Annotated in this window: 23 protein-coding genes and 1 other annotated feature; of the genes, 6 read left to right on the top strand and 17 right to left on the bottom strand. The window is 35.5% G+C overall.

All coding sequences use genetic code 11. The annotated features are described in order from the left end of the window. Positions 1-2: 2 nt before the first annotated feature. The 10 genes from hisS to FYJ55_RS00860 all read right to left on the bottom strand — a co-directional run bounded on the left by hisS (position 3) and on the right by FYJ55_RS00860 (position 9,052). Positions 3-1,313 (bottom strand): histidine--tRNA ligase, encoded by a 1,311-nt coding sequence (hisS, locus tag FYJ55_RS00905; protein ID WP_154555240.1) that lies wholly within the window; start codon positions 1,311-1,313, stop codon positions 3-5. Positions 1,314-1,351: 38 nt separating this feature from the next. After that, positions 1,352-1,541 (bottom strand) — a binding site (T-box leader). After that, the gene (locus FYJ55_RS00900; RefSeq protein ID WP_117571825.1) at positions 1,541-2,275 is read right to left on the bottom strand and encodes a YebC/PmpR family DNA-binding transcriptional regulator; all 735 of its coding nucleotides are present in this window, start codon (positions 2,273-2,275) and stop codon (positions 1,541-1,543) included. (Overlaps the previous feature by 1 nt.) Positions 2,276-2,334: 59 nt before the next feature. Then, complete coding sequence (locus FYJ55_RS00895; RefSeq protein ID WP_279142469.1) at positions 2,335-3,291, bottom strand: PhoH family protein; 957 nt, start codon at positions 3,289-3,291, stop codon at positions 2,335-2,337. Positions 3,292-3,334: 43 nt separating this feature from the next. Beyond that, the gene (rpsU, locus tag FYJ55_RS00890) at positions 3,335-3,514 is read right to left on the bottom strand and encodes a 30S ribosomal protein S21 (RefSeq protein ID WP_003865021.1); all 180 of its coding nucleotides are present in this window, start codon (positions 3,512-3,514) and stop codon (positions 3,335-3,337) included. A gap of 78 nt (positions 3,515-3,592) precedes the next feature. After that, positions 3,593-5,035 (bottom strand): UDP-N-acetylmuramoyl-L-alanyl-D-glutamate--2,6-diaminopimelate ligase, encoded by a 1,443-nt coding sequence (locus FYJ55_RS00885; RefSeq protein WP_154555238.1) that lies wholly within the window; start codon positions 5,033-5,035, stop codon positions 3,593-3,595. Then, positions 5,026-6,315, bottom strand: coding sequence for a tRNA (N(6)-L-threonylcarbamoyladenosine(37)-C(2))-methylthiotransferase MtaB (gene mtaB, locus FYJ55_RS00880; protein WP_154555237.1), 1,290 nt, complete (start codon positions 6,313-6,315; stop codon positions 5,026-5,028). The genes FYJ55_RS00885 and mtaB overlap by 10 nt, the downstream gene beginning before the upstream one ends. 7 nt (positions 6,316-6,322) lie before the next feature. Further along, the gene (locus FYJ55_RS00875) at positions 6,323-7,042 is read right to left on the bottom strand and encodes an RsmE family RNA methyltransferase (protein ID WP_154555236.1); all 720 of its coding nucleotides are present in this window, start codon (positions 7,040-7,042) and stop codon (positions 6,323-6,325) included. Further along, positions 7,042-7,770 (bottom strand): pseudouridine synthase, encoded by a 729-nt coding sequence (locus FYJ55_RS00870; protein ID WP_154555235.1) that lies wholly within the window; start codon positions 7,768-7,770, stop codon positions 7,042-7,044. The genes FYJ55_RS00875 and FYJ55_RS00870 overlap by 1 nt, the downstream gene beginning before the upstream one ends. 3 nt (positions 7,771-7,773) lie before the next feature. Beyond that, positions 7,774-8,319 (bottom strand): SMC-Scp complex subunit ScpB, encoded by a 546-nt coding sequence (gene scpB / locus FYJ55_RS00865; RefSeq protein ID WP_117926341.1) that lies wholly within the window; start codon positions 8,317-8,319, stop codon positions 7,774-7,776. 1 nt (position 8,320) lies between these two features. Next, a complete protein-coding gene (locus tag FYJ55_RS00860; protein WP_118114513.1) occupies positions 8,321-9,052 on the bottom strand; it encodes a segregation and condensation protein A in 732 nt (243 codons plus the stop codon). Between the two features lie 90 nt (positions 9,053-9,142). Here FYJ55_RS00860 and FYJ55_RS00855 point away from each other — a divergent pair, with 90 nt between their 5' ends. From FYJ55_RS00855 to FYJ55_RS00835, 5 genes are all read left to right on the top strand, one after another. Beyond that, entirely contained in the window at positions 9,143-9,847 is a 705-nt protein-coding gene (locus tag FYJ55_RS00855) for an N-acetylmuramoyl-L-alanine amidase family protein (RefSeq protein ID WP_154555234.1), read from the top strand. Between the two features lie 1,032 nt (positions 9,848-10,879). Beyond that, a complete protein-coding gene (locus tag FYJ55_RS00850) occupies positions 10,880-11,392 on the top strand; it encodes an NUDIX hydrolase (protein WP_154555233.1) in 513 nt (170 codons plus the stop codon). A 4-nt stretch (positions 11,393-11,396) separates the two neighbouring features. After that, positions 11,397-12,593, top strand: coding sequence for an ATP-grasp domain-containing protein (locus tag FYJ55_RS00845; RefSeq protein WP_154555232.1), 1,197 nt, complete (start codon positions 11,397-11,399; stop codon positions 12,591-12,593). After that, positions 12,590-13,345 (top strand): alpha/beta hydrolase, encoded by a 756-nt coding sequence (locus FYJ55_RS00840; RefSeq protein ID WP_154555231.1) that lies wholly within the window; start codon positions 12,590-12,592, stop codon positions 13,343-13,345. The genes FYJ55_RS00845 and FYJ55_RS00840 overlap by 4 nt, the downstream gene beginning before the upstream one ends. After that, on the top strand, positions 13,342-14,415 hold the full coding sequence (locus tag FYJ55_RS00835; RefSeq protein ID WP_154555230.1) for a metallophosphoesterase: 1,074 nt from the start codon (positions 13,342-13,344) through the stop codon (positions 14,413-14,415). The genes FYJ55_RS00840 and FYJ55_RS00835 overlap by 4 nt, the downstream gene beginning before the upstream one ends. Positions 14,416-14,417: 2 nt before the next feature. Here the strand turns inward: FYJ55_RS00835 and FYJ55_RS00830 are convergent, their stop codons facing one another. The 7 genes from FYJ55_RS00830 to FYJ55_RS00800 all read right to left on the bottom strand — a co-directional run bounded on the left by FYJ55_RS00830 (position 14,418) and on the right by FYJ55_RS00800 (position 21,790). Continuing rightward, positions 14,418-15,452 carry a threonine aldolase family protein gene (locus tag FYJ55_RS00830; protein ID WP_154555229.1) on the bottom strand — a complete coding sequence of 345 codons (1,035 nt, stop codon included), beginning with the start codon at positions 15,450-15,452 and terminating at the stop codon, positions 14,418-14,420. A 62-nt stretch (positions 15,453-15,514) separates the two neighbouring features. Further along, on the bottom strand, positions 15,515-17,065 hold the full coding sequence (locus FYJ55_RS00825; protein WP_154555228.1) for an acyl CoA:acetate/3-ketoacid CoA transferase: 1,551 nt from the start codon (positions 17,063-17,065) through the stop codon (positions 15,515-15,517). A gap of 21 nt (positions 17,066-17,086) precedes the next feature. After that, a complete protein-coding gene (locus tag FYJ55_RS00820) occupies positions 17,087-17,866 on the bottom strand; it encodes an enoyl-CoA hydratase-related protein (RefSeq protein ID WP_154555227.1) in 780 nt (259 codons plus the stop codon). A gap of 64 nt (positions 17,867-17,930) precedes the next feature. Then, positions 17,931-18,767 (bottom strand): 3-hydroxyacyl-CoA dehydrogenase family protein, encoded by an 837-nt coding sequence (locus FYJ55_RS00815; RefSeq protein ID WP_118114494.1) that lies wholly within the window; start codon positions 18,765-18,767, stop codon positions 17,931-17,933. Positions 18,768-18,787: 20 nt separating this feature from the next. After that, complete coding sequence (locus tag FYJ55_RS00810; RefSeq protein ID WP_154555226.1) at positions 18,788-19,819, bottom strand: electron transfer flavoprotein subunit alpha/FixB family protein; 1,032 nt, start codon at positions 19,817-19,819, stop codon at positions 18,788-18,790. Positions 19,820-19,834: 15 nt separating this feature from the next. Then, the gene (locus tag FYJ55_RS00805; protein ID WP_117571807.1) at positions 19,835-20,629 is read right to left on the bottom strand and encodes an electron transfer flavoprotein subunit beta/FixA family protein; all 795 of its coding nucleotides are present in this window, start codon (positions 20,627-20,629) and stop codon (positions 19,835-19,837) included. Positions 20,630-20,650: 21 nt separating this feature from the next. Then, positions 20,651-21,790 carry an acyl-CoA dehydrogenase gene (locus FYJ55_RS00800; protein WP_154555225.1) on the bottom strand — a complete coding sequence of 380 codons (1,140 nt, stop codon included), beginning with the start codon at positions 21,788-21,790 and terminating at the stop codon, positions 20,651-20,653. Between the two features lie 288 nt (positions 21,791-22,078). Between FYJ55_RS00800 and FYJ55_RS00795 the strand changes: the two genes are divergently transcribed. Then, positions 22,079-23,284, top strand: a complete 1,206-nt coding sequence (locus FYJ55_RS00795) for an acetyl-CoA C-acetyltransferase (RefSeq protein ID WP_118114492.1) — start codon at positions 22,079-22,081, stop codon at positions 23,282-23,284. Positions 23,285-23,314: the final 30 nt, after the last annotated feature.

Below are 23,314 nucleotides of genomic sequence, written 5' to 3'. Positions count from 1 at the left end.
TTCTATTCTCCTTCCTGTTCGTGATGATGATGACTTTTTTCTTCTAATAAAGAATCAACATATGGAATCAATTCATCAACACTAATAGTTTCTTGTTCTTTATGTGCAATATTTTTAACTGTGACTTTCTTTTCTTCCAATTCCGATTTACCAATCAAAATCGCTAGTTTAGCCTTTGCACGATCCACAGCCTTAAATTGTGCCTTAAAGCTTCTTTCCATCATATCCATATCACAACGATATCCATATGCTCTAAGCTCAGTCAACACTTCAAATGCATAGGTTCTAGCTTCTTTATCAAGGCACATTACATAAGCATCTAATGCCGGTTTTTGTTCCAATTCAATACCTTCAGCTTCTAAGGCAATCAATAGACGTTCCATACCTAGAGCCCATCCAATACCACTCATGCCTTCGGGTCCACCAAAATATGAAATCAATCCATCATAACGTCCACCTGCTAAAACTGTGGATTGTGCACCCATTTCTGAATTCATAGATACAATCTCAAATACTGTATGAGTATAGTAATCCAATCCACGAACCAACTTGTCATCTACTTCATAAGGAATATCTAATTTATCTAATAATTCGCATACAGTATTGAAGTATTCTTGACTGGCTTCATTTAAATAGTCTGACATCTTTGGTGCATTCTTCATGCATTCATGATCATGATCTACTTTACAGTCTAAAATACGTAATGGATTTTGTTCATAACGACGTTTACAATCCCCACACAACTCATCTACATAAGGAGCAAAATATTCTTTTAATGCACTACGATAGTTTGCACGAGACTCATCATCACCTAATGTATTTAGACATACTTTAATATCATTTAATCCTAGTGATTTAAGAATTGAGAATGCAAGTACGATTGTTTCTACATCGACATAAGGACTTTTAACACCTAAAGCCTCTACACCAAACTGGTTGAAAATACGCATTCTCCCTTTTTGAGGACGTTCATGTCTTGACATAGGTCCCATATAATAGAATTTTGCGGGTAGATCAGGATTTGCGAACATTTTATTTTCAACAAAACTCCGAACAACACCAGCAGTTCCTTCTGGACGAAGTGTTAATGATGTTTTTGAGTTTTCAAGTTTAAAAGTATACATTTCTTTGTTTACCATATCACTTGAATCGTTTTCTCTTTTGAAGACTTCTGTATGTTCAAAAATAGGTGTTCGAATTTCATCATAATTGTACATGTAACAGAAACTTCTTAATGTTTGTTCAAGAGCTTGCCATTTGTAGGATTCATTTCCAAATACATCCTGACAACCTCTAGGAATTTGATATGCCATGCGTTTTCCTCCTTTAAATAAACAAAAAAACGCCCTGATATAAGGACGTTTTAAACGCGGTACCACCTTATTTTATACGTAAAGTATACACCTCAAGTCTTAACGCGACAAACGGTTGGTTTTTGTCCAACTCCTCCAAAGTGTCCCAATAAGTATTCTACGAAAATTTTCACCAGCCATTTTCTCTCTACAGTATATCCTTATTTTCTTCTTTTTCTTAGGATTAATTATTCAGCTTCATCTAGATTTGAAACATTGTGATATACATTTTGTACATCATCAACTTCATCTAGTAAAGTAACTAAACGTTTGAATAAAGTTAAATCTTCACCATGAAGTTCAACTTCTTCATTTGGAATCATCTTATCTTCTAAGACTTCAAATTTAACATCTGGAATCAATTTTTCAACAACAACTTTTGCGTCATCCAATTGTGTTGGATCTACCGTAATTGTCATATATCCTTCTTCGATTTCAATGTCATTTAATTCGATTTCTGCTTCCAATAATGCGTCCATCATAGCTTCTTCATTATCATATTGAATAACGATTACACCTAAGTGTTCATATCCAAATGATACAGATCCACCAACACCTAATTTAGCGTGTGATTTATTAAAACAAGCTCTTAAGTTTGCGATTGTACGGTTTGCGTTATCTGTCAAACAATCAATGATGATTGTAGATCCAGCACCCTGTCCAAATCCTTCATAACGAGCACTTGAATAACTTTCATCAGCACTACTTTTTGCTTTTTCGATAGCACGCTTGATTACGTCAGCAGGCACGTTGTTTGCCTTCGCACGATCAATGGCCTTCTTTAAAGTCTGGTTCATATCTGGATTAGGGTCACCGTTTTTTGCAGCAACTAAAATCTCTTTCGAATATCTAGAATAAATTTTTGCCTTCGCATTGGCTGTCTTCTGCATTGCTGCAGCACGAACCTCAAAATGTCTTCCCATAGATTTATCACCTTTCATTTTATTTTTTACAGTTAATTATTATAACAGTCAAAGTCGAATTATTCAACCTTGGCATAACGTTCAATAATTTTTTGAACCAATGGATTTCGAACCACATCACTATTTTCCAAATGAATGATTGAAATACCCTCAATATGATCCAAGATTGTACAAGCCTGCATCAAACCTGAATCCTTTTTCTTGATTAAATCGATCTGTGTAACATCTCCCGTTACAACCATCTTACAATTTTTACCCATACGTGTTAAAAACATCTTCATCTGTGCACACGTCGCATTCTGTGCTTCATCCAAAATCACAATGGCATCATTTAAAGTACGTCCACGCATAAACGCTAAAGGTGCAATTTCAATGACTTGTTTCTCCACATACTTTTCAACTGTTTCTAAACCTAGCATCTCATTTAATGCATCATATAAAGGCCTTAGATAAGGATCTACCTTTTCCTTCATATCACCAGGTAAAAAGCCAAGGGATTCCCCTGCCTCAACAGCTGGGCGCGTAAGAATGATTTTTTCGACTCGTTCACTCTTTAACATGCTCACCGCATAAGCTACCGCAAGATAGGTTTTACCAGTACCAGCAACACCTGTCGCAAAAACAATTTCATTATGACGCATCGCATCACATAAAATAGCTTGTCCAATTGTTTTTGGATAAATCATTTTACCTGTTTTCGTCTTACATACAGCCTGTAGCTGATGAGCCTTAAAATCTTTTAAACGATTCTTAAAAGCCAAAGAACAAATATAACTTACATCTAGTGAATTTAAACGATGCTGCGTATCAATAATTGAAAAACAAGCCTCAATGACTTCTTCTACTTTATGTGCAGATAAAGTCTCATTTACTTCCACTTTGATTTTTTGGTCACGAATCATACATACAGATTTAAAGCATTTACTCAACATATCCAAGTTGGAATCTTGAAATCCTGCAAAAATCTGAATCTCTTCAAATGTTCTATCGGAACAATCAAATTCAAAAAAAGACACAAATCTCCTCCTCAAGAAAAAAAATCTGCATTAAAAATGCAGATTATTTACCTCTACGTGCTTTACGTGCAGCTTCAGATTTTAACTTTCTGCGTACACCTGGTTTTACGTAAAATTCTCTTTTGCGCGCCTCAGCAAGGGTGCCATTACGAGAAACCTGACGTTTAAATCTTCTTAAAGCGTCATCAAGTCCTTCGTTTTCTTTAAGAACTACTTTTGGCATATTCACAAACCTCCCTTCCCAAGATTAGCAAAAATATTATATCAAAGATTTCATATAATGCAAGCACAATTTGATTTTTTAAGCTAAACTTGCCTGTATACACTCTTTAGCCGCTACATTGTCGCCAACCCAAGGGGCTCTTCCATTTTCACGATAGATAAAGCTTTCATCCCCCTTGCCAAGAAGCAATACCGTATCTCCTTCTTGGGCTGAGCTGATTGCCTGATGAATGGCTTCATAGCGATCTTGTACAAACACATGTGGTGTATTTTGAATACCTGACTTGATTTGTTCGGCAATTTTTTTAGAATCTTCATCACGAGGATCGTCTTCTGTCACTATGATATAGTCACAATACTTATCGGCAAGTTCACCAAAGACTTTACGCTTATGTACATCACGTTTACCAGCTGATCCAAATACCGCAATCAAACGATGACCTGGCATTGTGACACTACGTCCAAACTGCATCATTTTTTCCATACCATCTGGTGTATGTGCAAAATCAACGATTACGTTGTATGGCTGACCACAATCAATACGTTCCATACGACCTTCAACTTGGGCAATATGTGCACATTTTTCAATGATTCTTTCTAAATCGTAACCTGTTTCATTGAGTGCTGCAATAACAGCTAATAAGTTATAAACATTAAAGTTACCCACTAAATTTGTCTTAACCGAATACATATGACCTGAATATACCAAGTCAAATTGCGTACCTTGTGAACTCATCTTAATATTAATAGCACGATAATCTGCTTCACTATTTATCGCATAAGAAACAACACGCGCTTTTGAACAATCCTTTAAAGCTCCATATTTTTCATCATCCTTGTTAATTACGGATACGCCATCTTCTTTGACCAAGTTTTTAAACAACAAAGTCTTCGCTTCAAAATAATTTTCCATTGTGCCATGGAAATCCAAATGATCATATGTAAGGTTTGTGAAAATCGCACAATCAAAAGAAATACCATCGACACGATGTTGAGCCAAACCATGACTCGATACTTCTAAAGCACAAGCCTTCATTCCACAGCGAACCATATCTGCCAATTTAGACTGCAGGAACAATGCGTCTGGCGTAGTCAAATTTGGTTGCAACTCAATATCACCATATTTGATTGCAATCGTACCAATATAGCCACATGGCGTTTTGTCGTTGATAATATCACGAATGATATTTGTGATTGTTGATTTTCCATTTGTGCCCGTTACACCATACATCTTCATTTTATCACTTGGACGAGCATAGAAAATACGAGCCACTTTATTCATGGCATCATTGACATCTTCTACACGAATATATACAGCACCAGGTGCCATGTTCAATAATTCTTTTGAATGTACAATACATACAGCTCCATTTTTTATTGCAGAATCAATAAAATCGTGGCCATCATTTGTAAGTCCTGGTAAACAGAAGTAAATATTTCCCGGACGAACGGTTCTTGAATCAAAACTTAAACCCGTAATATTGACTGTCGGTGCATTTTTAAATAGTTTGCTTAATCGCATACAACATCCTTCTTTCCATAGTACGTACCATCTTCAATACGATCCCATTCGATAGTGATTCTACCACTTAATGGTGTATCACTCAATATCTTACAAGAATGATATTGGTTTGTATAACCCGTATAATAGCCGTCTTGTTTTCTTTCAATCAAGACTTGTACAGGATTAAAACGCTTCATGTCACGTTCTCTGCATGCATTCGAAAGTTCAAGTAAACGAGCCACTCTAGCTTTTGCGACCTTCCCATTGATTTCACCCTTTAAAGTACTAGCCTTTGTTCCATTACGCTTACTATAAGGGAAAACATGGAAGAAACTTAATTCTAGCTCCGCTAGATTTTCATATGTTGTTTCAAATTCTTCATCACTTTCCTGGACAAAGCCTGCAATCACATCCGTTGAAATGGAAATATCTGGAATACAAGAACGAATATAGTTGATTTTTTCTTTAAATTCCTCAATTGTATAGGGACGATTCATACGTCTTAATGTTTCATTACATGCCGATTGTACCGGAATATGTAAATGATGACACATACGAGGATTTTCTTTCATTAACGCAATCAATGCATCGCTGACTTCCGTAATTTCTATACTTGAAATACGATAATACACAGAGTCTGGCGTATTTTCTAATAAAGCTTTCATTAATTTAGCTAAATCGTATTCTCCATCATCATAACGCCCCGTATGAATACCGGTTAACACAATTTCTGTATGTCCTTTATCACATAGATCTTTGGCAATTTGAATCACCTGTTCATGATTTAAACTACGCTCTCTACCACGTGCAAAAGGAATCGCACAATAGGAACAAAATTGATTACATCCATCTTGTACTTTTAAGAAAGCTCTATGCATCGATTCAAAACAATGTACAGGCATAGCTTCAAAATCTTTAAATTGCGTAACCTCATTGACAACGTCAATTTTTTCATGATCCTTTAATGCTTTTTGGATTAAATTCACCAATTCATTTTTTTGTTTGGCACCAATCACAAGATCGGCGTCCAAAGCCTTTCTTTCATCTTCACTTGCAAACTGTACAAAACATCCCACAACAACACACAAGGCATTTGGATTCATTCGTTTGGCATAATGAATCTTTTGACGTGATTTGCTGGCGGCTGTGTTTGTGACAGTACACGTATTGATGATACAAATATCACACGCTTGATCCGGTGATACTTGTTCATATCCTAATTCTTCTAATTGACCTGCATAGTATTGTGACTCATACGCATTTACTTTACAGCCTAGTGTAATAATTGAAAATTTCATTTATCCCTTATCCTTCCACATGATTTTGGTATTCAATCGCTGTCAACACATAACAAGCAGCCGTTTCTGCACGTAAGATGTTTTTACCTAGAGAACAATTGTCAAAACCAAATTCATTTAATACTTGAATTTCACTCTCTTCAAATCCACCCTCAGGCCCAATACATACAGTAATGGATTGTGGATTGTCTTTTAAATAACGGGCCATATGTTTTGAAGGCTCATTTTCCTTTTCATAGGCCACTAAATTACATTCACTCTTATAATTTGATAGTTCCTTCAGCGTAATCACAGGCTCTAGTTCCACTAACGTATTGCGATTGCACTGTTTTGTAGCCGCAAGTAAGATTTCATTCCAACGAATGAGTTTCTTTTCAGCTTTTTTTTCATCCAGTTTTACCACTGTATTTTTCGATACAAAAGGAACGATTTTATGAACACCAAGTTCACAAGCTTTTTGAAGCATCCATTCAAACTTATCTTGCTTGATCAAAGCACAACATAAGGTGATCGATTGATTTTCTTCAAAGACATCCACCATGGAATCAACCACTAAATTAGGTTTATTTTCAACATGTCCAAAGAATACCCCTGAATTTTTAGTAACAATACGAATCTTTTCTTTTGATGTCGTACGAAGTACATCAAAGATGTGGTGCGCTTGTTTAACATCTAAACAAATTACATCTTGTACCGAAACATTTTGATCTAAATAAACTTGTTTCATTATTTTTGTTCGCCTTCCATACTTAAGCGATTCAATTGTTTGATTTCATATGGTTTTAGGCGACGATATTCTCCGGCTCTTAAATCCTTTACGTCTAAGAACGCAAACTTCACTCTGTGCAAACGACGCACTTCATGGCCCAATGCCAACATCATATTTTTAACCTGGTGATTTTTTCCTTCTGAAATCGTTAATTCGAATTGAGTACGATTACGCGTTAAATCTTTTTGAAGCACAAATACTTTTGCCGGTTGATACTTTTCTGTCTTAGTTTTTAATCCTCTTCGTAATTGTTTGATGTCATCATCACTTAAGATACCTTGAAGATTGACAACATATGTCTTTTCTAAGTGATAACGAGGGTGAATCATATGGTTACAGAATTGGCCATCATTTGTAAGTAGTAAAACGCCACTCGTATCATAATCCAAACGTCCTACAGAGAAAATTCTTTGGTTTTGTGGCATGTAATCTAATACGGTTTTTCTGCCCTTGTCATCACTGCTTGTGCATAGACAACCTTTTGGTTTATTCATGATGTAATACACTTTTTCTTCTTTTGAAATCACATTTCCATTGACTTCTATACTATCCTGGTTCGATACTTTTGTACCTAAAACGTCACATACTTTTCCATTGACTTTGACTTTACCATCTAAAATCAATTCTTCGGCTTTTCTTCTTGAACAAATACCTGCTTGGGCAATTACTTTTTGTAGTCTTTCCATTGTCTATTCTCCTTCAAATAACTCTTCACTATTGTTTCTAGTTTGAGGTAGTTCCGGCAATTCTTTTAGATCTTCCAATTGAAAAGCATCCAAGAATTCATCGGTTACACGATATAATAATGGCTTACCAATCGCATCTAAACGATCTTTTGCTTCAATCAAGCCACGAGCCACTAATTTCTTTAACATCATTTCACAATTTACACCACGAATCTCTTCAATTTCAACACGTGTAATCGGTTGTTTATAAGCAATAATAGCCAAAGTTTCCATGGCAGCCTGTGAAAGGGTGGGTTGTTTATATTCTTCAAATAATTGTTTGCCATAAGGATATACAAATTCTTTTGTGACAAACTTAAAACGATTCGCATATTCTACAAGTTCAATTCCTTTTGAAGAACTTGAATATTCTTTTTTTAACGCATCCAATAAGACACGTATATCATCCATTTCTAAATTTTGTAGACCATGCATCATCTGATCCATAGTCAAGCCTTCTTCTCCACTTAAGAATAAAAGACCTTCTAATATTGCTTTCGCATTATCCATTCTACAAATCCTCTCTTGCGACCCAAATCATCTGCGTCTCATCAATGGAATATGTCATCCATTTTTCATGTATTAAATCTAATATCGATAAAAAAGTCACAATCACCATATGTAAGCTTGTACAATCTGCACATAGATTTTGAAATGAAATAGACCCCTCAAGATGTTTCATTCTCTCTTTGATTTGTACAGCTCTTTCTTCGATTGATAATTCTTTGATTGTGATCTTTGTTTCATACGGTTGTAAAAGCTCCATACGCACAATACAATGGCGCATTGCCTTCATTAAATCATAAGGTGATTGTGCTTCTAAAGTATCACTTTCAACTGGTACTTTCCATTCTTCCACTAAACTAGAAACGGGACGCGAAAAATGCAGTTGCCTTTGTTCGTAATCTTCCTTTAAGGCTAGACTTACTTCTTTATATCTTTGATACTCTAATAATCTTGCGACCAGTTGATCACGCTGATCTTCTTCATATTCTTCTTCTACCTCAACCGTTTCTCTTGGCAGAAGTTTCTTTGACTTATATGCGATAAGACTTGCCAACTCTGACAAATATTCGCTAGCTACTTCTAGATGCATGTTTTGCATGGCATGAATATAATCAATATATTGTGTTGCCAAAACATTCATATCTAAGTCAAACAGATCCAATTTATTTTCTTTGATCAAATGCAGCATCAGATCCAAAGGACCTTCGAACTGATCTAATGTTATTAAAAAATCCATACTATCACCCATATTAGCCATTATAACAAATTTTAAAAAGCTTTTCATCTCTAACGAGTAATGTTAGAATAATTAGAAAGGAGGTATGTCATGCGTAGAGCCATTCTCTTTTTAATTTTTGCGTTGTTTTTAGCGATGGTCATTCAGCCAAATTTAAATAAACAAATTAAAGAAAAATCAAAAATCGATGTTCCTGAACAAACGGATTCGACAATTATTACCAATGATACAGTCGACAATTCGCGCTGTAAATCGAAAGCTGTCATCTGTATTGATGCAAGTCATGGAGGTAGTGATGCAGGATATACAAGTGATGGACATACGAGTGAAAAAGATCTAAACCTGATTATTGCCAAGAAGATTGGAGACAGTCTAGCTTCGGTAGGATATAACGTCGTGTATACAAGAAGTGATGACTCTTCTCTTTCAACAGAAGATCGTATTACTTCAATCAACTCGCAAAAGGCAAAGTATTTGATTTCTATTCAAATGAATTCAAGTTCGGATCCTCTATCCAAAGGCTACTCCATTTTTACGCAGCCTAACGATAATATGATTCAGCTTGCCAAAAAACTTGCCCAAACTATGAATTCCATCAACCTATCGCAATTTGAAGGTATTGATTCGGATCATTATGAAAACTTCCCTATCTTATATGATAGTCAAATTCCTTCGATTCTATTAGAACTTGGATATTTAAGCAATAGTGAAGACTACACAAAATTAACGGATGAAACTTTCCAACAAAAGATTGCGAATGCGATCACAGAAAGCTTTTTAGATCAAATCAACTAACACTCTTCGGAGTGTTTTTTTTATATATTAAGTAATTGATTTCAAAGAAGATGAATTTAGAAATGTAAAAATGATCGAATTATTTGAATCTAGTTTTATATAGGCATGACAAAACAGACTATTGGTAACAGCCTTGTTTAGTATGGAGTTCTTATTGATCATAATCTTCTTTTGTACAATTGCATCATTTCATCAATACATCTTTTTCAGTATGCTCTGTCATTTCTTTTGTCCTTGAATGGATTATATGTATAAGTATACTGTATTGTGGCTTTACATTTACATTGAATTGGATCTTAGGTTAAAAGAATCAATCCAATGAGTGCGGTACTTCAATTTATTGAGTTTGGTTTTAAGGGCTTTGATTCTTGTTTCACGAGAATAATCCTTATTCTTTTTGATTCCAAGAAGTGCATGTACTTTATCTAGAGTTTTGCATAGAATCCATAATATCGAGTTGTTAAGAAATCATGCCAAATTCATTACGAACAGGAATATCTTTGAATATATAGTGGGTATCCGATAATTTTTTTCTTTTTGAGTTTATCGGCAAGAGATTTATTGGTAAGAATGGAAATGGTGTTTCTAGAAGCAACAAACAATAGATTGAGTCGAGTACGATCCTGTCTGAACCAGTTTCTAAGTTCTTCAGAAATAGTAAATACAATGTGTCTATGAGGGCAGTCAAGACAAAAAGAGGTAGCCTTGGCTGCAAGCTATTTCGCATATTTAACACCATAGGCATTGATTAAATAAGATAAATAATCAGAACCAGAAGTTTATGATATTTTACTGGATGATAGGTACATAGATCATGGATAAAATTCTGAAGTATTTATAAAAAAGCATACAATAAAAACTCCATCGATAAAGACTGAATGGATCGGGATATCGAATGATTCAGAAAGATGGAGTGGATGTTGAAATGTTACCGGACGACTGGAAACGAATCGGGCACGTTATTTTAGCGTGAGACTTTCCGCAGAAAAAGTCTTTTCTTGTGTTATAATTAAAAGAAAAAAGAGGTAATTTATGGAAGAAAAGTTAATATATAAAGGAATTATTTTTGATTTAGTCCGAAAAGATGTTGAAATCAAGAATAAAGCCTATAAAAGAGACATCATCCGTCATCCAGGTGGTGTAGGTGTGATTTGTATCGTTGATGGTAAGATCTTACTTGTAAGACAAGAGCGTCCAGCTATTGGTAAAGAAACATTAGAAATTCCGGCGGGTAAACTCGAATATGGTGAAGATCCAATGGAATGTGGTCTTCGTGAATTAAATGAAGAAACGGGTATGGCTTGTGATAAACTTGAACTTTTATTAAGTTTTGTATCCACCCCAGGCTTTTGCGATGAAAGAATCTGGATTTATAAAGCGATCAACCCAAGAAAAGCGGATATAAAACTTAGCTTAGATGAAGATGAAGAAATTGATACTTTGTGGCTGGATTTAGAAACTGCCTTTGAGTATACAAGAAACGGAAAGATTGATGATGGTAAGACTGTGATTGCGATCAGTCAAATGATGATAGAAAGGAATTAAGATTATGAATTTTGTGGTGATTTCACCAAACTATCCAGAAAGCTACTGGATGTTTTGCAGGGGGTTAAAAGAAAATGGGGCTAAAGTTTTAGCCATTGTCGATACACCCTACAATCAATTGAAACAAGAATTAAAAGAATATTGTGACGAGATCTATGTTGTAAAAAGTTTCCATGATTATGATGAAATGGTCAAAGCTTGTGGTTATTTTACATTTAAATATGGAAAGATTGACTGGATTGAATCCAACAATGAGGCTTGGTTGGATTTAGATGCACATCTTCGTGATGATTTCAATGTGAAAACAGGTTTTTCTCTAAAAAGAATTGAAGAACTTCAATCCAAGTCACAAATGAAAAAATATTATAAAGAAGCTAACGTTCCTGTGGCAGATTATAGAGTACTACATACACTTAAAGATGGCTTAGATTTTGCCGAACAAGTAGGCTATCCTTTAGTCATGAAACCCGATCAAGGTGTAGGTGCAAGCATGACTTACAAGATCATGAATGCTGAACAATTAGAATCGGTATATATGCAGACAAAGGATCATGTGATGATTCTAGAACAATATATCGATGGAGATGTCTTTACCTTAGATGGTATTTGTGATGAAAACGGGGATATTCGCTATTTAAACAGTTTAGAATATGTCGGCAATTGTATGGATTCTGTACTTTACCAACAAAGTATTGGTTGTTATACAACTTTTGAGATCAGTGATGAATGTCGTGACATTGTACAAAGAACAATCCATGCGTTTAAAATCAAGAATCGCTTCTTCCATTGCGAATTCTTTCGATTGAATCATGATGTGCAAGGTTTAGGAGAAAAGGGACGTATCTTTGGTTTAGAAGTGAATTTCAGACCCCCAGGAGGATTCTGTCCGGATTTAATGAATTATGCCGGAGAATTGGATGTGTATCGTTTATGGGCCGAAGTCATCTTGAAACAAAATGCTTCTTATTCAAAGCTTAGAAGATATTCGGCTGGTTTTGTAGGAAGAAGAAACTCCATCAAATATCGTTTTACAGTAAAAGAAGTGGAAGAGATGTTTAAAGAAGATATGATTGAAGTCTTATATCTTCCTGAAGCTTTTGCAGCTGCGATGGGCGATGTCGCAATTGTTGCCAAATTTACAAGTCCTGCAAGGCGAGATGAATTCTTTAAGACTGCATTAAGAAGGAAGGATCGATTATGATCGTTGAAAAAGAACTTTTCATGACAAAGCTTAATGAAACAAGAAAAATCTTTATTTATCTACCCGATGATTATGAAACAAGTAATAAACAATATCCTGTTTTATATGCCTTTGATGGACACAATATCTTTTTAGATGCATATGCCACTTATGGCAAGGCTATTCATATTCAACAACATATAGAAAAGCTAGGCATCGATATGATTGTTGTTGGACAAGAATGTAGCCATGTTGGAAATAATCGCTTAAAGGAATACGCTCCCTACTCTTTCTATGATCCGGAATATGGCTCTTTTGAAGGTCAAGGAGAAGAAACGATGGATTTTTTCGTACATGAATTAAAACCATATATAGATGATCACTATAGAACTAAAAAAACAAGAAAGAATACATTTATTGGTGGAAGCAGCTGTGGTGGTTTAATGGCTTTATATGCAGCCTATGCCTATTCCAATGTATACTCAAAGGCCATTGTGATTTCTCCTTATGTATTAGAAAGTATGGATGCGATTCTGAAAGATATCCATCAAAGTCATATTCAAAAGAACACTTCTATCTATCTATCTTGGGGTTCAAATGAAACAAGCTTGATGCATGAATTTGTTTGGCAAACAAAGGCATGTACAGAAATTGGCAATGCCCTATCTAAAAAAGGAGTCAACGTCTTATACAATGTAATTCCTGAAGGAAGACATTGTGAGGAAGACTGGGAAAAAGAATGTGATACATTCCTTCCTTTCTTGGTACAATGAATCGAAGTGTAGTGATTCAAGAGCTTGAAACAAAAGCTAAACGTAAAATTGTCATTAGTGATATCCATGGAAATTTAGATCTATATTTAAAATTATTAGATCAGATTTCTTATAAGCCCAATGAAGATTGTTTGATTCTTTTAGGAGATTTAATTGAAAAAGGAAAAAGAAATCTAGATACCCTGCATTATATTATGCACCAAGTACAAAATGAAGATGTACATTGTATCATGGGAAATTGTGATTTTATTGCGAAGAATGTTCTTTATTCGTATCGCTTAGATTTTTTAAAACATGTGCTTGGTTTTCGTAAAGAAAGTTTGATTCATGAAATGACAAGAAAGCTAAATTTTGAGATTACACATAATAGTAATATGGCAAATGTTTGTCAGATTCTAAGAAAGCACTATTTAAAAGAATTATGTTTCTTAAATGATTTACCTCATGTTTTAGAAGATGAAGACCATATATATGTGCATGCGGGTATTGAATCAAACGAAAATTTTGGAACCGATTTTAAACAAGTCATGACACATCCCTTCTTTTTAGAAACAAATGTGATTTTTAAAAAGAATGTCGTAGTAGGCCATATGCCTGTGACAGAATATTGTACGCATATTGCCTCTTTTGATCCTATTTATGATGCAAAACATAATATTTATAGTATAGATGGTGGCAATATGGTGAAATATGGCGGTCAATTAAACGCCCTTATCTTTGAAGACAATACTGTAAAAATGGATCGATGTGATTTTCTTCAAGAAAGAAAAGTCGTTCATGATGTCAAATATCATACACAAATTCCCTTCTTTATTACTTTTAATCATGGTAATATTCAAATTCTTGAACAACATTCGATACAATCAAAAGTATATTGTCCCTACAACAATCGTACATTCTGGGTTGAAAATGAATTTGTGACAAAAGACATGAAGGCGTATGATTATACAAATTATGAGATTCCATTAAAAAAAGGCGATACCGTCAAAGAGGTATTCGCCTATCAAGATAAAGTTCAAATCAAAAAGAATGGTATACTAGGCTGGACCTATCGTTCGAACCTAGAATGATACTATTCTTTTTTTTCGATTGCTTGTTCTAAATATGTGATCAATGCATTGACTTCATCTTGACTTGTGTGCCAACTTGTCACGAATCGAATGACATAGTGATCATCGCATTTTTCCCAGATTTCAAAATCAATGTTTTCACTTAAGAATTGGTATTGTTCCTTGGATACATTCACAAAAATCTGGTTTGTATCACTCTTCATGAATAAGGCATAGCCAAGTTCTTGTAGTTTAGATTGAATTTTCTGTGCTAAAACAACCGATTGTTTGGCATATCCAAAGAAAGCATCATGTTCAAATAAGCCTAAGAATTGAATGCCTAAAAGCCATCCTTTGGCAAGCATTGCTCCATTTTGTTTCATCACAAAACGGAAATATGGCTTTAATTCAGGATTGGAGATGACAACAGCTTCTCCCATTAAAGCTCCATTTTTTGTTCCGCCAATATAGAATACATCACAAATATTGGCCAGGTCATTTAAAGTATAATCTACAGTGGATAAGGCAACGCCTAGTCTTGCACCATCCATCATTAAATAGAGACCTAATTCATCGCAAACTTCACGAATATTTTTTAATTCGTCTAATGTATACACCGTTCCATATTCTGTGGCATTGGAAATATAAACCATTTTTGGATAAACCATGTGTTCATATGAAAGCATATGTGCATCAAATACTTTACGAATATCGCTAGGATTGATCTTTCCAGCATAATTATTTACCGGAATTACTTTATGTCCTATAGCTTCAATCGCACCCGTTTCATGGGTGGCGATATGTCCTGTATCACAGGCAATCACGGCTTCAAATGGTTTTAAGCAAGCTTTGATGATCGTTTGGTTAGTAATCGTTCCTCCAACTAAAAAGTGGATATCTACATCGTAGTCTGGAATATGTTTTTTAATGGTTTCTTTGGCATTTTGACAAATCGTATCCATACCATACCCAGTAAAAGAATGCCCATTGGTAGTATTCATATATTCCATGATTTCTGGAATACATCCTTGGCCATAATCATTTCTAAAAAATAACATTTTTATCAACTCCCAAAACCATTGTAACACAAAAAACAGGTCATTTGACCTGTTTATTCAATTTATTCTTCTTTTAAGCCCATGATTTCATCCGTAAATAGACGAGCATCCATCAACTTCAAATCTTCAGCGATGTATGGCTTAAATTCCATTTGATCTAATATATCTTTTTGTAAATCTACACCTGGAGCGATTTCGATCAATGTTAATTTACCATTAATTAACTTAAATACAGCACGCTCAGTGATATATAAGACTTTTTGACCTGTTTCATTCGCATAATCTGCTGAGAAAGTAACCTGTTCAATATGATTTTTGAATTTTTTGATCTGTCCTTCTTGATCAATTGTCAATTTACCATTAGCAATTGTTTCTTTTAAACCTTTAGCTGTGAATGTTCCACAATAAACGACAACTGGTGATGTTTGGGTAATATTAATAAATCCACCACATCCTGCAATTTTTGGTCCGAAACGAGAAACGTTGATATCCCCTTTTGGATCACATTCAGCAAGTCCTAAGAAGGCTTGGTCTAATCCACCACCATCATAAAAGTCAAACTGATATGTTTGGTCAATGATTGCGTCTGGGTTTGTACATGCACCAAAGGCAGTTCCATTCATTGGAACACCACCGATCCCTCCAGCTTCTACAGTCATCTTAAGTCCTGGTAAACCTTCTTCGTTGGCAACATTTGCGATCCCTTCTGGCATACCAATTCCCAAGTTGATAACAGCTGATGGATCCAATTCCATAGCAGCACGACGACAAACAACTTTACGTGCATTTAATGGCATTGGTTCAATTGAATCAACTGGGACACGAATTTCACCACAGAATGATGGGTTGTATGGATCTGAGTAAGTTTGCCAGTGATTTTCTGGATCTGCAACTACGATTGCATCAACATAAATACCTGGAATCTTAACATCCATTGGTTTTAAAGAACCGCGTTCTACAACTTTTTCTACCTGTAGAATAACTTTACCACCACTGTTTTTAACAGCTTGGGCAATACTGATTGAATCAAGAGTAGCTGCTTCTTTACACATTGAGCAGTTTCCATCTTCATCGGCATATGTACCACGAATTAAAGCAATATCCAATGGGAATGATTTATAACGTAACCATTCTTCTCCATCCATATTGATTAATTCGACTAAGTCTTCCTTAGTGCGTTCATTCATTTTCGCACCTTCTAGACGTGGGTCAATAAATGTTTTCAAACCAATTTTAGTGATAACGCCAGGACGGTGTCCAGCAATTTCACGGAACATCAAACTGATGGTTCCTAGTGGTAAGTTGTATCCTTCTACTTTATTCTCAAAAACTAATTTTTGGAAAGTAGGGATCAATCCCCAGTGACCACCAATAATTCTTTTTAACAATCCTTCATGACCCATATGGTTCAATCCAAGATCAGGTGTTCCATCTCCTACACCAGCAGAGAACATAACTGTTAAATCTCTTGGGTGTCCAGTTTCTAAGAAACTCTTTTCAATGGCAACACTAAGTTCTTGAGGGTGACCCATCCCAATAAATCCACCAACACCAATTTTATCGCCATCTTTGATCAAACTGATGGCTTCTTGGGCTGACATTACTTTTGACATTTAAATCATCCTTTCAAATAATTATTTGTTTTTAAATTCTTTTTCTTTTACTTTATTTACGAAGCATTCCATTCCGTAAGTTTGATCTTCTGTTGCGAAGCAATCCGAGAAATCTTTTACTTCGATAGCGATAGCTGAATCCATATCTGTTTGAAGTCCAGCGTTGATTGCTTTTTTAGCTTGAGCAACAGCGATTGGAGCGTTCTTGCAGATTCCGTTAGCCATCTTTAATGCAGTTGCCATTAATTCTTCTTGAGGAACTACCGCATTTACTAATCCAATAGTCAATGCTTTATCCGCTTTGATGTTACGAGCTGTAAAAATCATTTCTTTAGCAATTCCAGCAGGTACTAAACGAGCTAAACGTTGAGTTCCACCAAAACCTGGAGTAATTCCTAATCCTACTTCTGGTTGTCCAAATACAGCATTTTCAGCTGCAATACGAATATCACAAGCCATGCTTAATTCGCATCCACCACCTAATGCGAAACCATTTACGGCTGCAATTACTGGGCAGTGTAGAGTTTCAATTTGACGGAAGATTTTGTTTCCGTAAGCTCCATATTCAGCAGCTTCTTCAACAGTTTTGTCTTTCATTTCAGCAATATCTGCACCAGCAACAAATGATTTGTTTCCAGCACCAGTAATAATTACACAATAAGTGTCTTTATCTGCTTCTACTGTATTCACAGCTTCTTCTAAGTCGTTTAATACAGCTGTTGATAAAGCGTTTAATGCTTTTTCACGATTAATTGTGATAATTGAAACGTGACCTTGTTTTTCTAATAATACGTTTTCCATGATTGTTCTCCTCTAATATTTAAATAAAAAGTGAAACAACGAGTGTTTCACTTTAGTTGTTTCACTAGTTGTAGCTGTAGAATCCTTGTTTAGTTTTTTGACCTAATTTTCCAGCACGAACCATTTTCTTTAATAATGTACATGGACGATATTTAGGATCTCCTGTTTCAGTATATAATACTTCCATTACATCTAAAACAATATCCAATCCAATTAAGTCACCCAAAGCCAATGGTCCCATTGGGTGGTTAGCTCCAAGTTTCATAGCTGTATCGATATCTTCAACACTTGCCAATCCTTCTTGGTAAATGAAACAAGCTTCATTGATCATTGGAATTAAGATACGGTTAACTACGAATCCAGGTCCTTCAGCAACTTCTACTGGAGTTTTTCCTAATGATTTAGAGTATTCGATGATAGCTTCTTTTGTTTCAACTGGAGTGTTTTCACCAGAAATAACTTCAACTAATTTCATACGATCAGCTGGGTTAAAGAAGTGCATACCGATAACGTTGTGTTTGATTCCGTTAGCAATTTCAGTAACACTTAAACTTGAAGTATTTGTTCCGAAAATGCAGTCTTCTTTACAGATTTCATCTAAAGTCTTGAACAAATCTTTTTTGATTTCCATTTTTTCAAGAACAGCTTCAACGATTAAATCGCAGTCAGCTAAGTCTTTGTATTCACCAGCAGTTAAGTTAGCTTTGATACCTTCTGCTTTTTCAGCAGTTATTTTTTCACGAGATACTAATTTATCTAATTTAGCACCAATTTTGTTGATACCGTTTTGTGCCCATTCGATTTTAATATCACATACAGTTACATTGTATCCAGCTGTAGCAAATGCATTGGCAATACCTTGCCCCATTGTTCCAGCACCAATAACACCTACATTTTTCATTTTAAATATGCTCCTTTTTATTATTCAGCTTTTGCAGCTTTAATTGATTCTACTAATAAAGGTAATACAGTTGCGCAATCTCCAACGAATCCCATGTTAGAAATATTGAAGATTTCTGCTTGAGGGTCACGGTTGATAGAGATGATCAAATCTGATTTATCCATACCTGCACAGTGTTGTACAGCTCCAGAAATACCGCAAGCGATATATAATGAAGGACGTACAGTCTTACCTGTTTGACCTACCTGACGATCTTTGTCTAAGAATCCATCTTCAACAACGGCACGTGTACAGCAAACTACTCCACCCAATTCGTCAGCTACTTTTTGAAGTACATCTAAGCAGTTTTCAGCACCACGACCAGCACCTACTAAGATGTCAGCTTTTGTGATATCTACATCGGCTTTAACTTTTTCAATTACTTTTTCTACGAATACTTGAGGATCTGTTGTTCTCCAAGTTGGTGTAAATTCTTCAACTTCACCAGTACGAGTTGGATCTGTTGGAGCCAATTCGAATACTTTTGGTCGAATTGTAGCCATCTGTGGACGAGTGTCTTTACATACGATTGTACCAAATAAGTTACCACCGAATGTAGGACGAGTTACGTCTAATAATGATTCACCATTTTCTTTAGCATATTCTAAGTCTACTTCGATCTTAGTAGCATCCGCAGTTAGACCTACATTTAAACGAGCAGCTACACGTGGTGCTAAATCACGTCCTAATGGAGTAGCACCAGTTAACATTGAATCTGGTTTATGAGCTAAAACAACTTGTGTTAAAGCATCTGCATAGAATTGAGTTGAATAGTCTTTTAATAAAGCATCATCAACAACGATTACTTTGTCAGCTCCATGACTAATAACTTCTTGAGCTTTTTCTTTTACATTTTCTCCAAGCAATACACCAACTACTTTGTATCCAAATTCAGGGATAGAAGCAACTAGTTTTCTTGCTTCTGAAATAAGTTCATAACTTACTTCTGCAATGTTTCCGTTTTCTTGTTCAACGAAAACGAAGATATCTTTATATTCTTCAAATCGAGCCATTCTACTTCATCCTCCCTACTTTGTAATGATTTGCTTTTCTTTCAAAGTCTTAGCAATCATATCTGCAGTTTCCTGCTCAGACAATGTGAATACTTCTGTTTTATCAGTTACGTCTTTTGTGAAAGTAGTTTTAACTGATGTAGGAGAACCTTTGAAACCAACTGTTTCAGGATCAATTCCTAATTCAGCATTTGTTAAAACTTCAATCTTGTCTTCTTTACACAAGTCAACAATATTGTCACATTGCATGTAACGAGGTTTGTTCATTCCTGATAATGTTGTGATAACACATGGCAACTTAGCAGTTACGATTTGTTCAACATCTTCTAATGAACGTTTTACTGTGATTGAATCTTCTTTTACTTCTAAGATTTCATCTACGTAAGTAATTTGAGGAATATCCAAACGTTCAGCAGTTTGAGGTCCTACCTGAGCAGTATCACCATCGATAGCTTGACGACCAGCGATAACTAAGTCGAATCCTACTTTTTTCAAAGCAGCAGCTAAAGCGATACTTGTAGCACATGTATCAGATCCACCTAATACACGGTCTGTTAATAAAACACCTTTGTCAGCACCCATAGCAACGCCTTCTTTTAACATTTCAGCAGCTTTAGGTAATCCCATTGTCATTACAACAACTTCGGTGTCAGGGTTTTTATCTTTTAATTCCAATGCAGCTTCCAAACCAGCTAAATCATCAGGGTTTGTGATTGCAGGAACACCGTCACGAATTAACGCACCCGTTTTTTTATCAACTGTAATTTCAGTTGAATCCGGAACTTGCTTTTCTAAAACAACGATTTTCATTTTTAAACACCAATTCCTTTCTTACTTCAACATAGCGCCAGAGATAACCATACGTTGTACTTCTGAAGTACCTTCGTAGATTTCAGTGATCTTAGCATCTCTAAACATTCTTTCTACTGGTAAATCACGAGTATATCCGTATCCACCTAATAATTGGATAGCCTTAGTTGTAATTTCCATTGCTGTTTCAGCAGCGAATAATTTTGCTTCAGCAGCTAATTGAGTATAAGGACGACCTTCTTGTTTAGCAGTAGCTGCAGAGTATACTAACCAACGAGCTGCATCTGTTTTTGTTTGCATATCAGCTAATTGGAATTGAGTGTTTTGGAATTTAGCGATTGGACGACCAAATTGTTTACGTTGTTTTACATAAGCAACTGCTTCGTCGATAGCACCTTGAGCAATTCCTAATGCTTGAGCAGCGATACCAATACGTCCACCATCAAGTGTCTGCATGGCAATCTTGAATCCCATACCTTCTTTTCCTAATAAGTTTTCTTTTGGAATACGTACATTATTGAAAATTAATTCACATGTAGCAGATCCACGAATACCTAATTTCTTTTCGTGAAGACCGAATGTGAATCCTGGAGTTCCTTTTTCAAGAATGAAAGCAGAAATTCCACGAGTTCCCTTTGTTTTGTCTGTCATGGCAAAAATTACATATACATCAGCTTCTCCAGCATTTGTAATGAAGATTTTTGTACCATTGATAACATATTCGTCACCATCTAATACAGCTGTTGTTTGTTGTCCAGCAGCATCTGTACCGGCATTTGGTTCAGTTAAACCAAAGGCAGCTAATTTCTTACCTGTACATAGATCTGTTAAGAATCTTTGTTTTTGTTCTTCAGTACCAAATTGAGCAATTGGCCAAGTACCTAATGAAGTGTGAGCTGATAAAACTACACCACTTGTTGCACATGTTTTAGACAATTCTTCGATTGCTAAAATGTAGCATAAATAATCTGCGCCAGCTCCTCCATATTCGCGAGAATAAGGAATACCAAGCATCTTAGCTTGACGCATCACTTCTACAGATTCCTTAGGGAATCTTTCGTTTTCGTCAACATCCGCTGCGTTTTCTTTTATTTCGTTTTGCGCAACTTCTCTGAACAACTTTTGCATCATTAATTGTTGTTCTGTTAAATTGAAATCCATAAATGAAGTTCTCCTTTCCAGTTTTCTTGAACTATTCGAATTAGGACATCGATAGCATGAGAAAGTATGTTAAACTTTTCACACAGTCATATTCTACATACTTTTTTGAGCGTCGTCAATGATTTTGTTAATATTTTAACAAATTGTTTTAAACACTTACTCTTATTAATATATATAAAGTATTTTTAATATGTGAAAATATAAACAAGTGGTTGACATACCCTATTTTAAGGACTAGACTAAGCATGTAAAGTGAATCTCGATTTAGAGTAGAAAGTAGGTATACAAATGAGAAAAGCTTATATTGTTGCTGCGAAACGTAGTGCAATTGGTACTTTTTTAGGAAGTCTAACAGATGTTGATTTAGCAACTGTTGGTGCTACAGTTTTAAAAGAAACTATTAAACAAGCAAACATTGATCCAGCAAACTTGGACGAAGTTATTATTGGTAACGTAATCGCTGCAGGTTTAGGACAAAACATTGCTCGTCACGTTGCATTCGATGCAGGTATTCCTGTTGAAGTATGTGCACAATCTATTAATATGTTATGTGGTTCAGGTTTGAAAGCCGTTATGGAAGCTACACTTCGTATTCAAGCTAACTTTGGTGATTTATATGTTGCTGGTGGTGTTGAATCTATGACACGTGCTCCATTCATGTTGAGCTATAAAAACCGTACAGGAACTAAAATGGGTGACCAAAAATTAGTGGATGCTATGTTACACGATGGTTTAACAGATGCAATGTATGGAATTCACATGGGATGTACAGCTGATAACATTGCTAAAAAATACAACATTTCACGTGAAGCACAAGATGAATTCGCATTTGCTTCGCAAGAAAAAGCTTTAGCGGCTATTGCTGCAGGTAAATTTAAAGACGAAATCGTTCCTATTACTTATAAAACTCGTAAAGGTGAAGTGGTATTCGATACAGACGAACACCCTCGTAAAACAAGCTTAGAAAAATTAGCTAAATTACGCCCAGCCTTCAATGCAGATGGAACTGTAACTGCAGGTAATGCTTCTGGTATCAATGATGGTGCTTCATTTACAATCGTTGCTAGTGAAGACGCTGTTAAGAAATATAACTTAAAACCAATTGCTGAAGTTATCGGATTTGGACAAGGTGGAGTAGATCCACGAGTTATGGGATTAGGTCCTACTCCAGCTATCTTAAATGCATTAAAATATGCAGATCTAAAGATTGAAGATCTTGACTTAGTTGAATTGAACGAAGCATTTGCTGCTCAATCATTAGGTGTTATCCACGAATTAGAAGAAGCTACAGGTATGGATCGTGAAGCCTTCTTAGCTAAGACAAACGTAAATGGTGGAGCTATTGCTTTAGGTCACCCAGTAGGTGCTAGTGGAAACCGTATCTTAGTTTCATTGTTATATGAAATGCAAAAACGTAAATCAAAAATTGGTCTTGCTTCCCTATGTATTGGTGGAGGACAAGGTGCTGCTGTTATCGTAAAAATGTGCGATTAATTAATAAGGAGACGTGTTCTCCTTATTTCT

This window comes from Holdemanella porci, from assembly GCF_009696075.1.
In the GTDB taxonomy this organism is placed as follows: Bacteria; Bacillota_I; Bacilli_A; order Erysipelotrichales; family Erysipelotrichaceae; genus Holdemanella; species Holdemanella porci.
Note: the sequence above shows the minus strand (reverse complement) of the source record. Positions and strands in the feature narration are given on the sequence as shown.

What these genes read in the sequence shown, in the direction of transcription:
- hisS (WP_154555240.1), bottom strand. Translation starts at nt 1,313, where the DNA reads ATGGCATATCAAATTCCTAGAGGTTGTCAGGATGTATTTGGAAATGAA.
- FYJ55_RS00900 (WP_117571825.1), bottom strand. Translation starts at nt 2,275, where the DNA reads ATGGGAAGACATTTTGAGGTTCGTGCTGCAGCAATGCAGAAGACAGCC.
- rpsU (WP_003865021.1), bottom strand. Translation starts at nt 3,514, where the DNA reads ATGCCAAAAGTAGTTCTTAAAGAAAACGAAGGACTTGATGACGCTTTA.
- FYJ55_RS00885 (WP_154555238.1), bottom strand. Translation starts at nt 5,035, where the DNA reads ATGCGATTAAGCAAACTATTTAAAAATGCACCGACAGTCAATATTACG.
- mtaB (WP_154555237.1), bottom strand. Translation starts at nt 6,315, where the DNA reads ATGAAATTTTCAATTATTACACTAGGCTGTAAAGTAAATGCGTATGAG.
- FYJ55_RS00875 (WP_154555236.1), bottom strand. Translation starts at nt 7,042, where the DNA reads ATGAAACAAGTTTATTTAGATCAAAATGTTTCGGTACAAGATGTAATT.
- FYJ55_RS00870 (WP_154555235.1), bottom strand. Translation starts at nt 7,770, where the DNA reads ATGGAAAGACTACAAAAAGTAATTGCCCAAGCAGGTATTTGTTCAAGA.
- scpB (WP_117926341.1), bottom strand. Translation starts at nt 8,319, where the DNA reads ATGGATAATGCGAAAGCAATATTAGAAGGTCTTTTATTCTTAAGTGGA.
- FYJ55_RS00860 (WP_118114513.1), bottom strand. Translation starts at nt 9,052, where the DNA reads ATGGATTTTTTAATAACATTAGATCAGTTCGAAGGTCCTTTGGATCTG.
- FYJ55_RS00855 (WP_154555234.1), top strand. Translation starts at nt 9,143, where the DNA reads ATGCGTAGAGCCATTCTCTTTTTAATTTTTGCGTTGTTTTTAGCGATG.
- FYJ55_RS00850 (WP_154555233.1), top strand. Translation starts at nt 10,880, where the DNA reads ATGGAAGAAAAGTTAATATATAAAGGAATTATTTTTGATTTAGTCCGA.
- FYJ55_RS00845 (WP_154555232.1), top strand. Translation starts at nt 11,397, where the DNA reads ATGAATTTTGTGGTGATTTCACCAAACTATCCAGAAAGCTACTGGATG.
- FYJ55_RS00840 (WP_154555231.1), top strand. Translation starts at nt 12,590, where the DNA reads ATGATCGTTGAAAAAGAACTTTTCATGACAAAGCTTAATGAAACAAGA.
- FYJ55_RS00835 (WP_154555230.1), top strand. Translation starts at nt 13,342, where the DNA reads ATGAATCGAAGTGTAGTGATTCAAGAGCTTGAAACAAAAGCTAAACGT.
- FYJ55_RS00830 (WP_154555229.1), bottom strand. Translation starts at nt 15,452, where the DNA reads ATGTTATTTTTTAGAAATGATTATGGCCAAGGATGTATTCCAGAAATC.
- FYJ55_RS00825 (WP_154555228.1), bottom strand. Translation starts at nt 17,065, where the DNA reads ATGTCAAAAGTAATGTCAGCCCAAGAAGCCATCAGTTTGATCAAAGAT.
- FYJ55_RS00820 (WP_154555227.1), bottom strand. Translation starts at nt 17,866, where the DNA reads ATGGAAAACGTATTATTAGAAAAACAAGGTCACGTTTCAATTATCACA.
- FYJ55_RS00815 (WP_118114494.1), bottom strand. Translation starts at nt 18,767, where the DNA reads ATGAAAAATGTAGGTGTTATTGGTGCTGGAACAATGGGGCAAGGTATT.
- FYJ55_RS00810 (WP_154555226.1), bottom strand. Translation starts at nt 19,819, where the DNA reads ATGGCTCGATTTGAAGAATATAAAGATATCTTCGTTTTCGTTGAACAA.
- FYJ55_RS00805 (WP_117571807.1), bottom strand. Translation starts at nt 20,629, where the DNA reads ATGAAAATCGTTGTTTTAGAAAAGCAAGTTCCGGATTCAACTGAAATT.
- FYJ55_RS00800 (WP_154555225.1), bottom strand. Translation starts at nt 21,790, where the DNA reads ATGGATTTCAATTTAACAGAACAACAATTAATGATGCAAAAGTTGTTC.
- FYJ55_RS00795 (WP_118114492.1), top strand. Translation starts at nt 22,079, where the DNA reads ATGAGAAAAGCTTATATTGTTGCTGCGAAACGTAGTGCAATTGGTACT.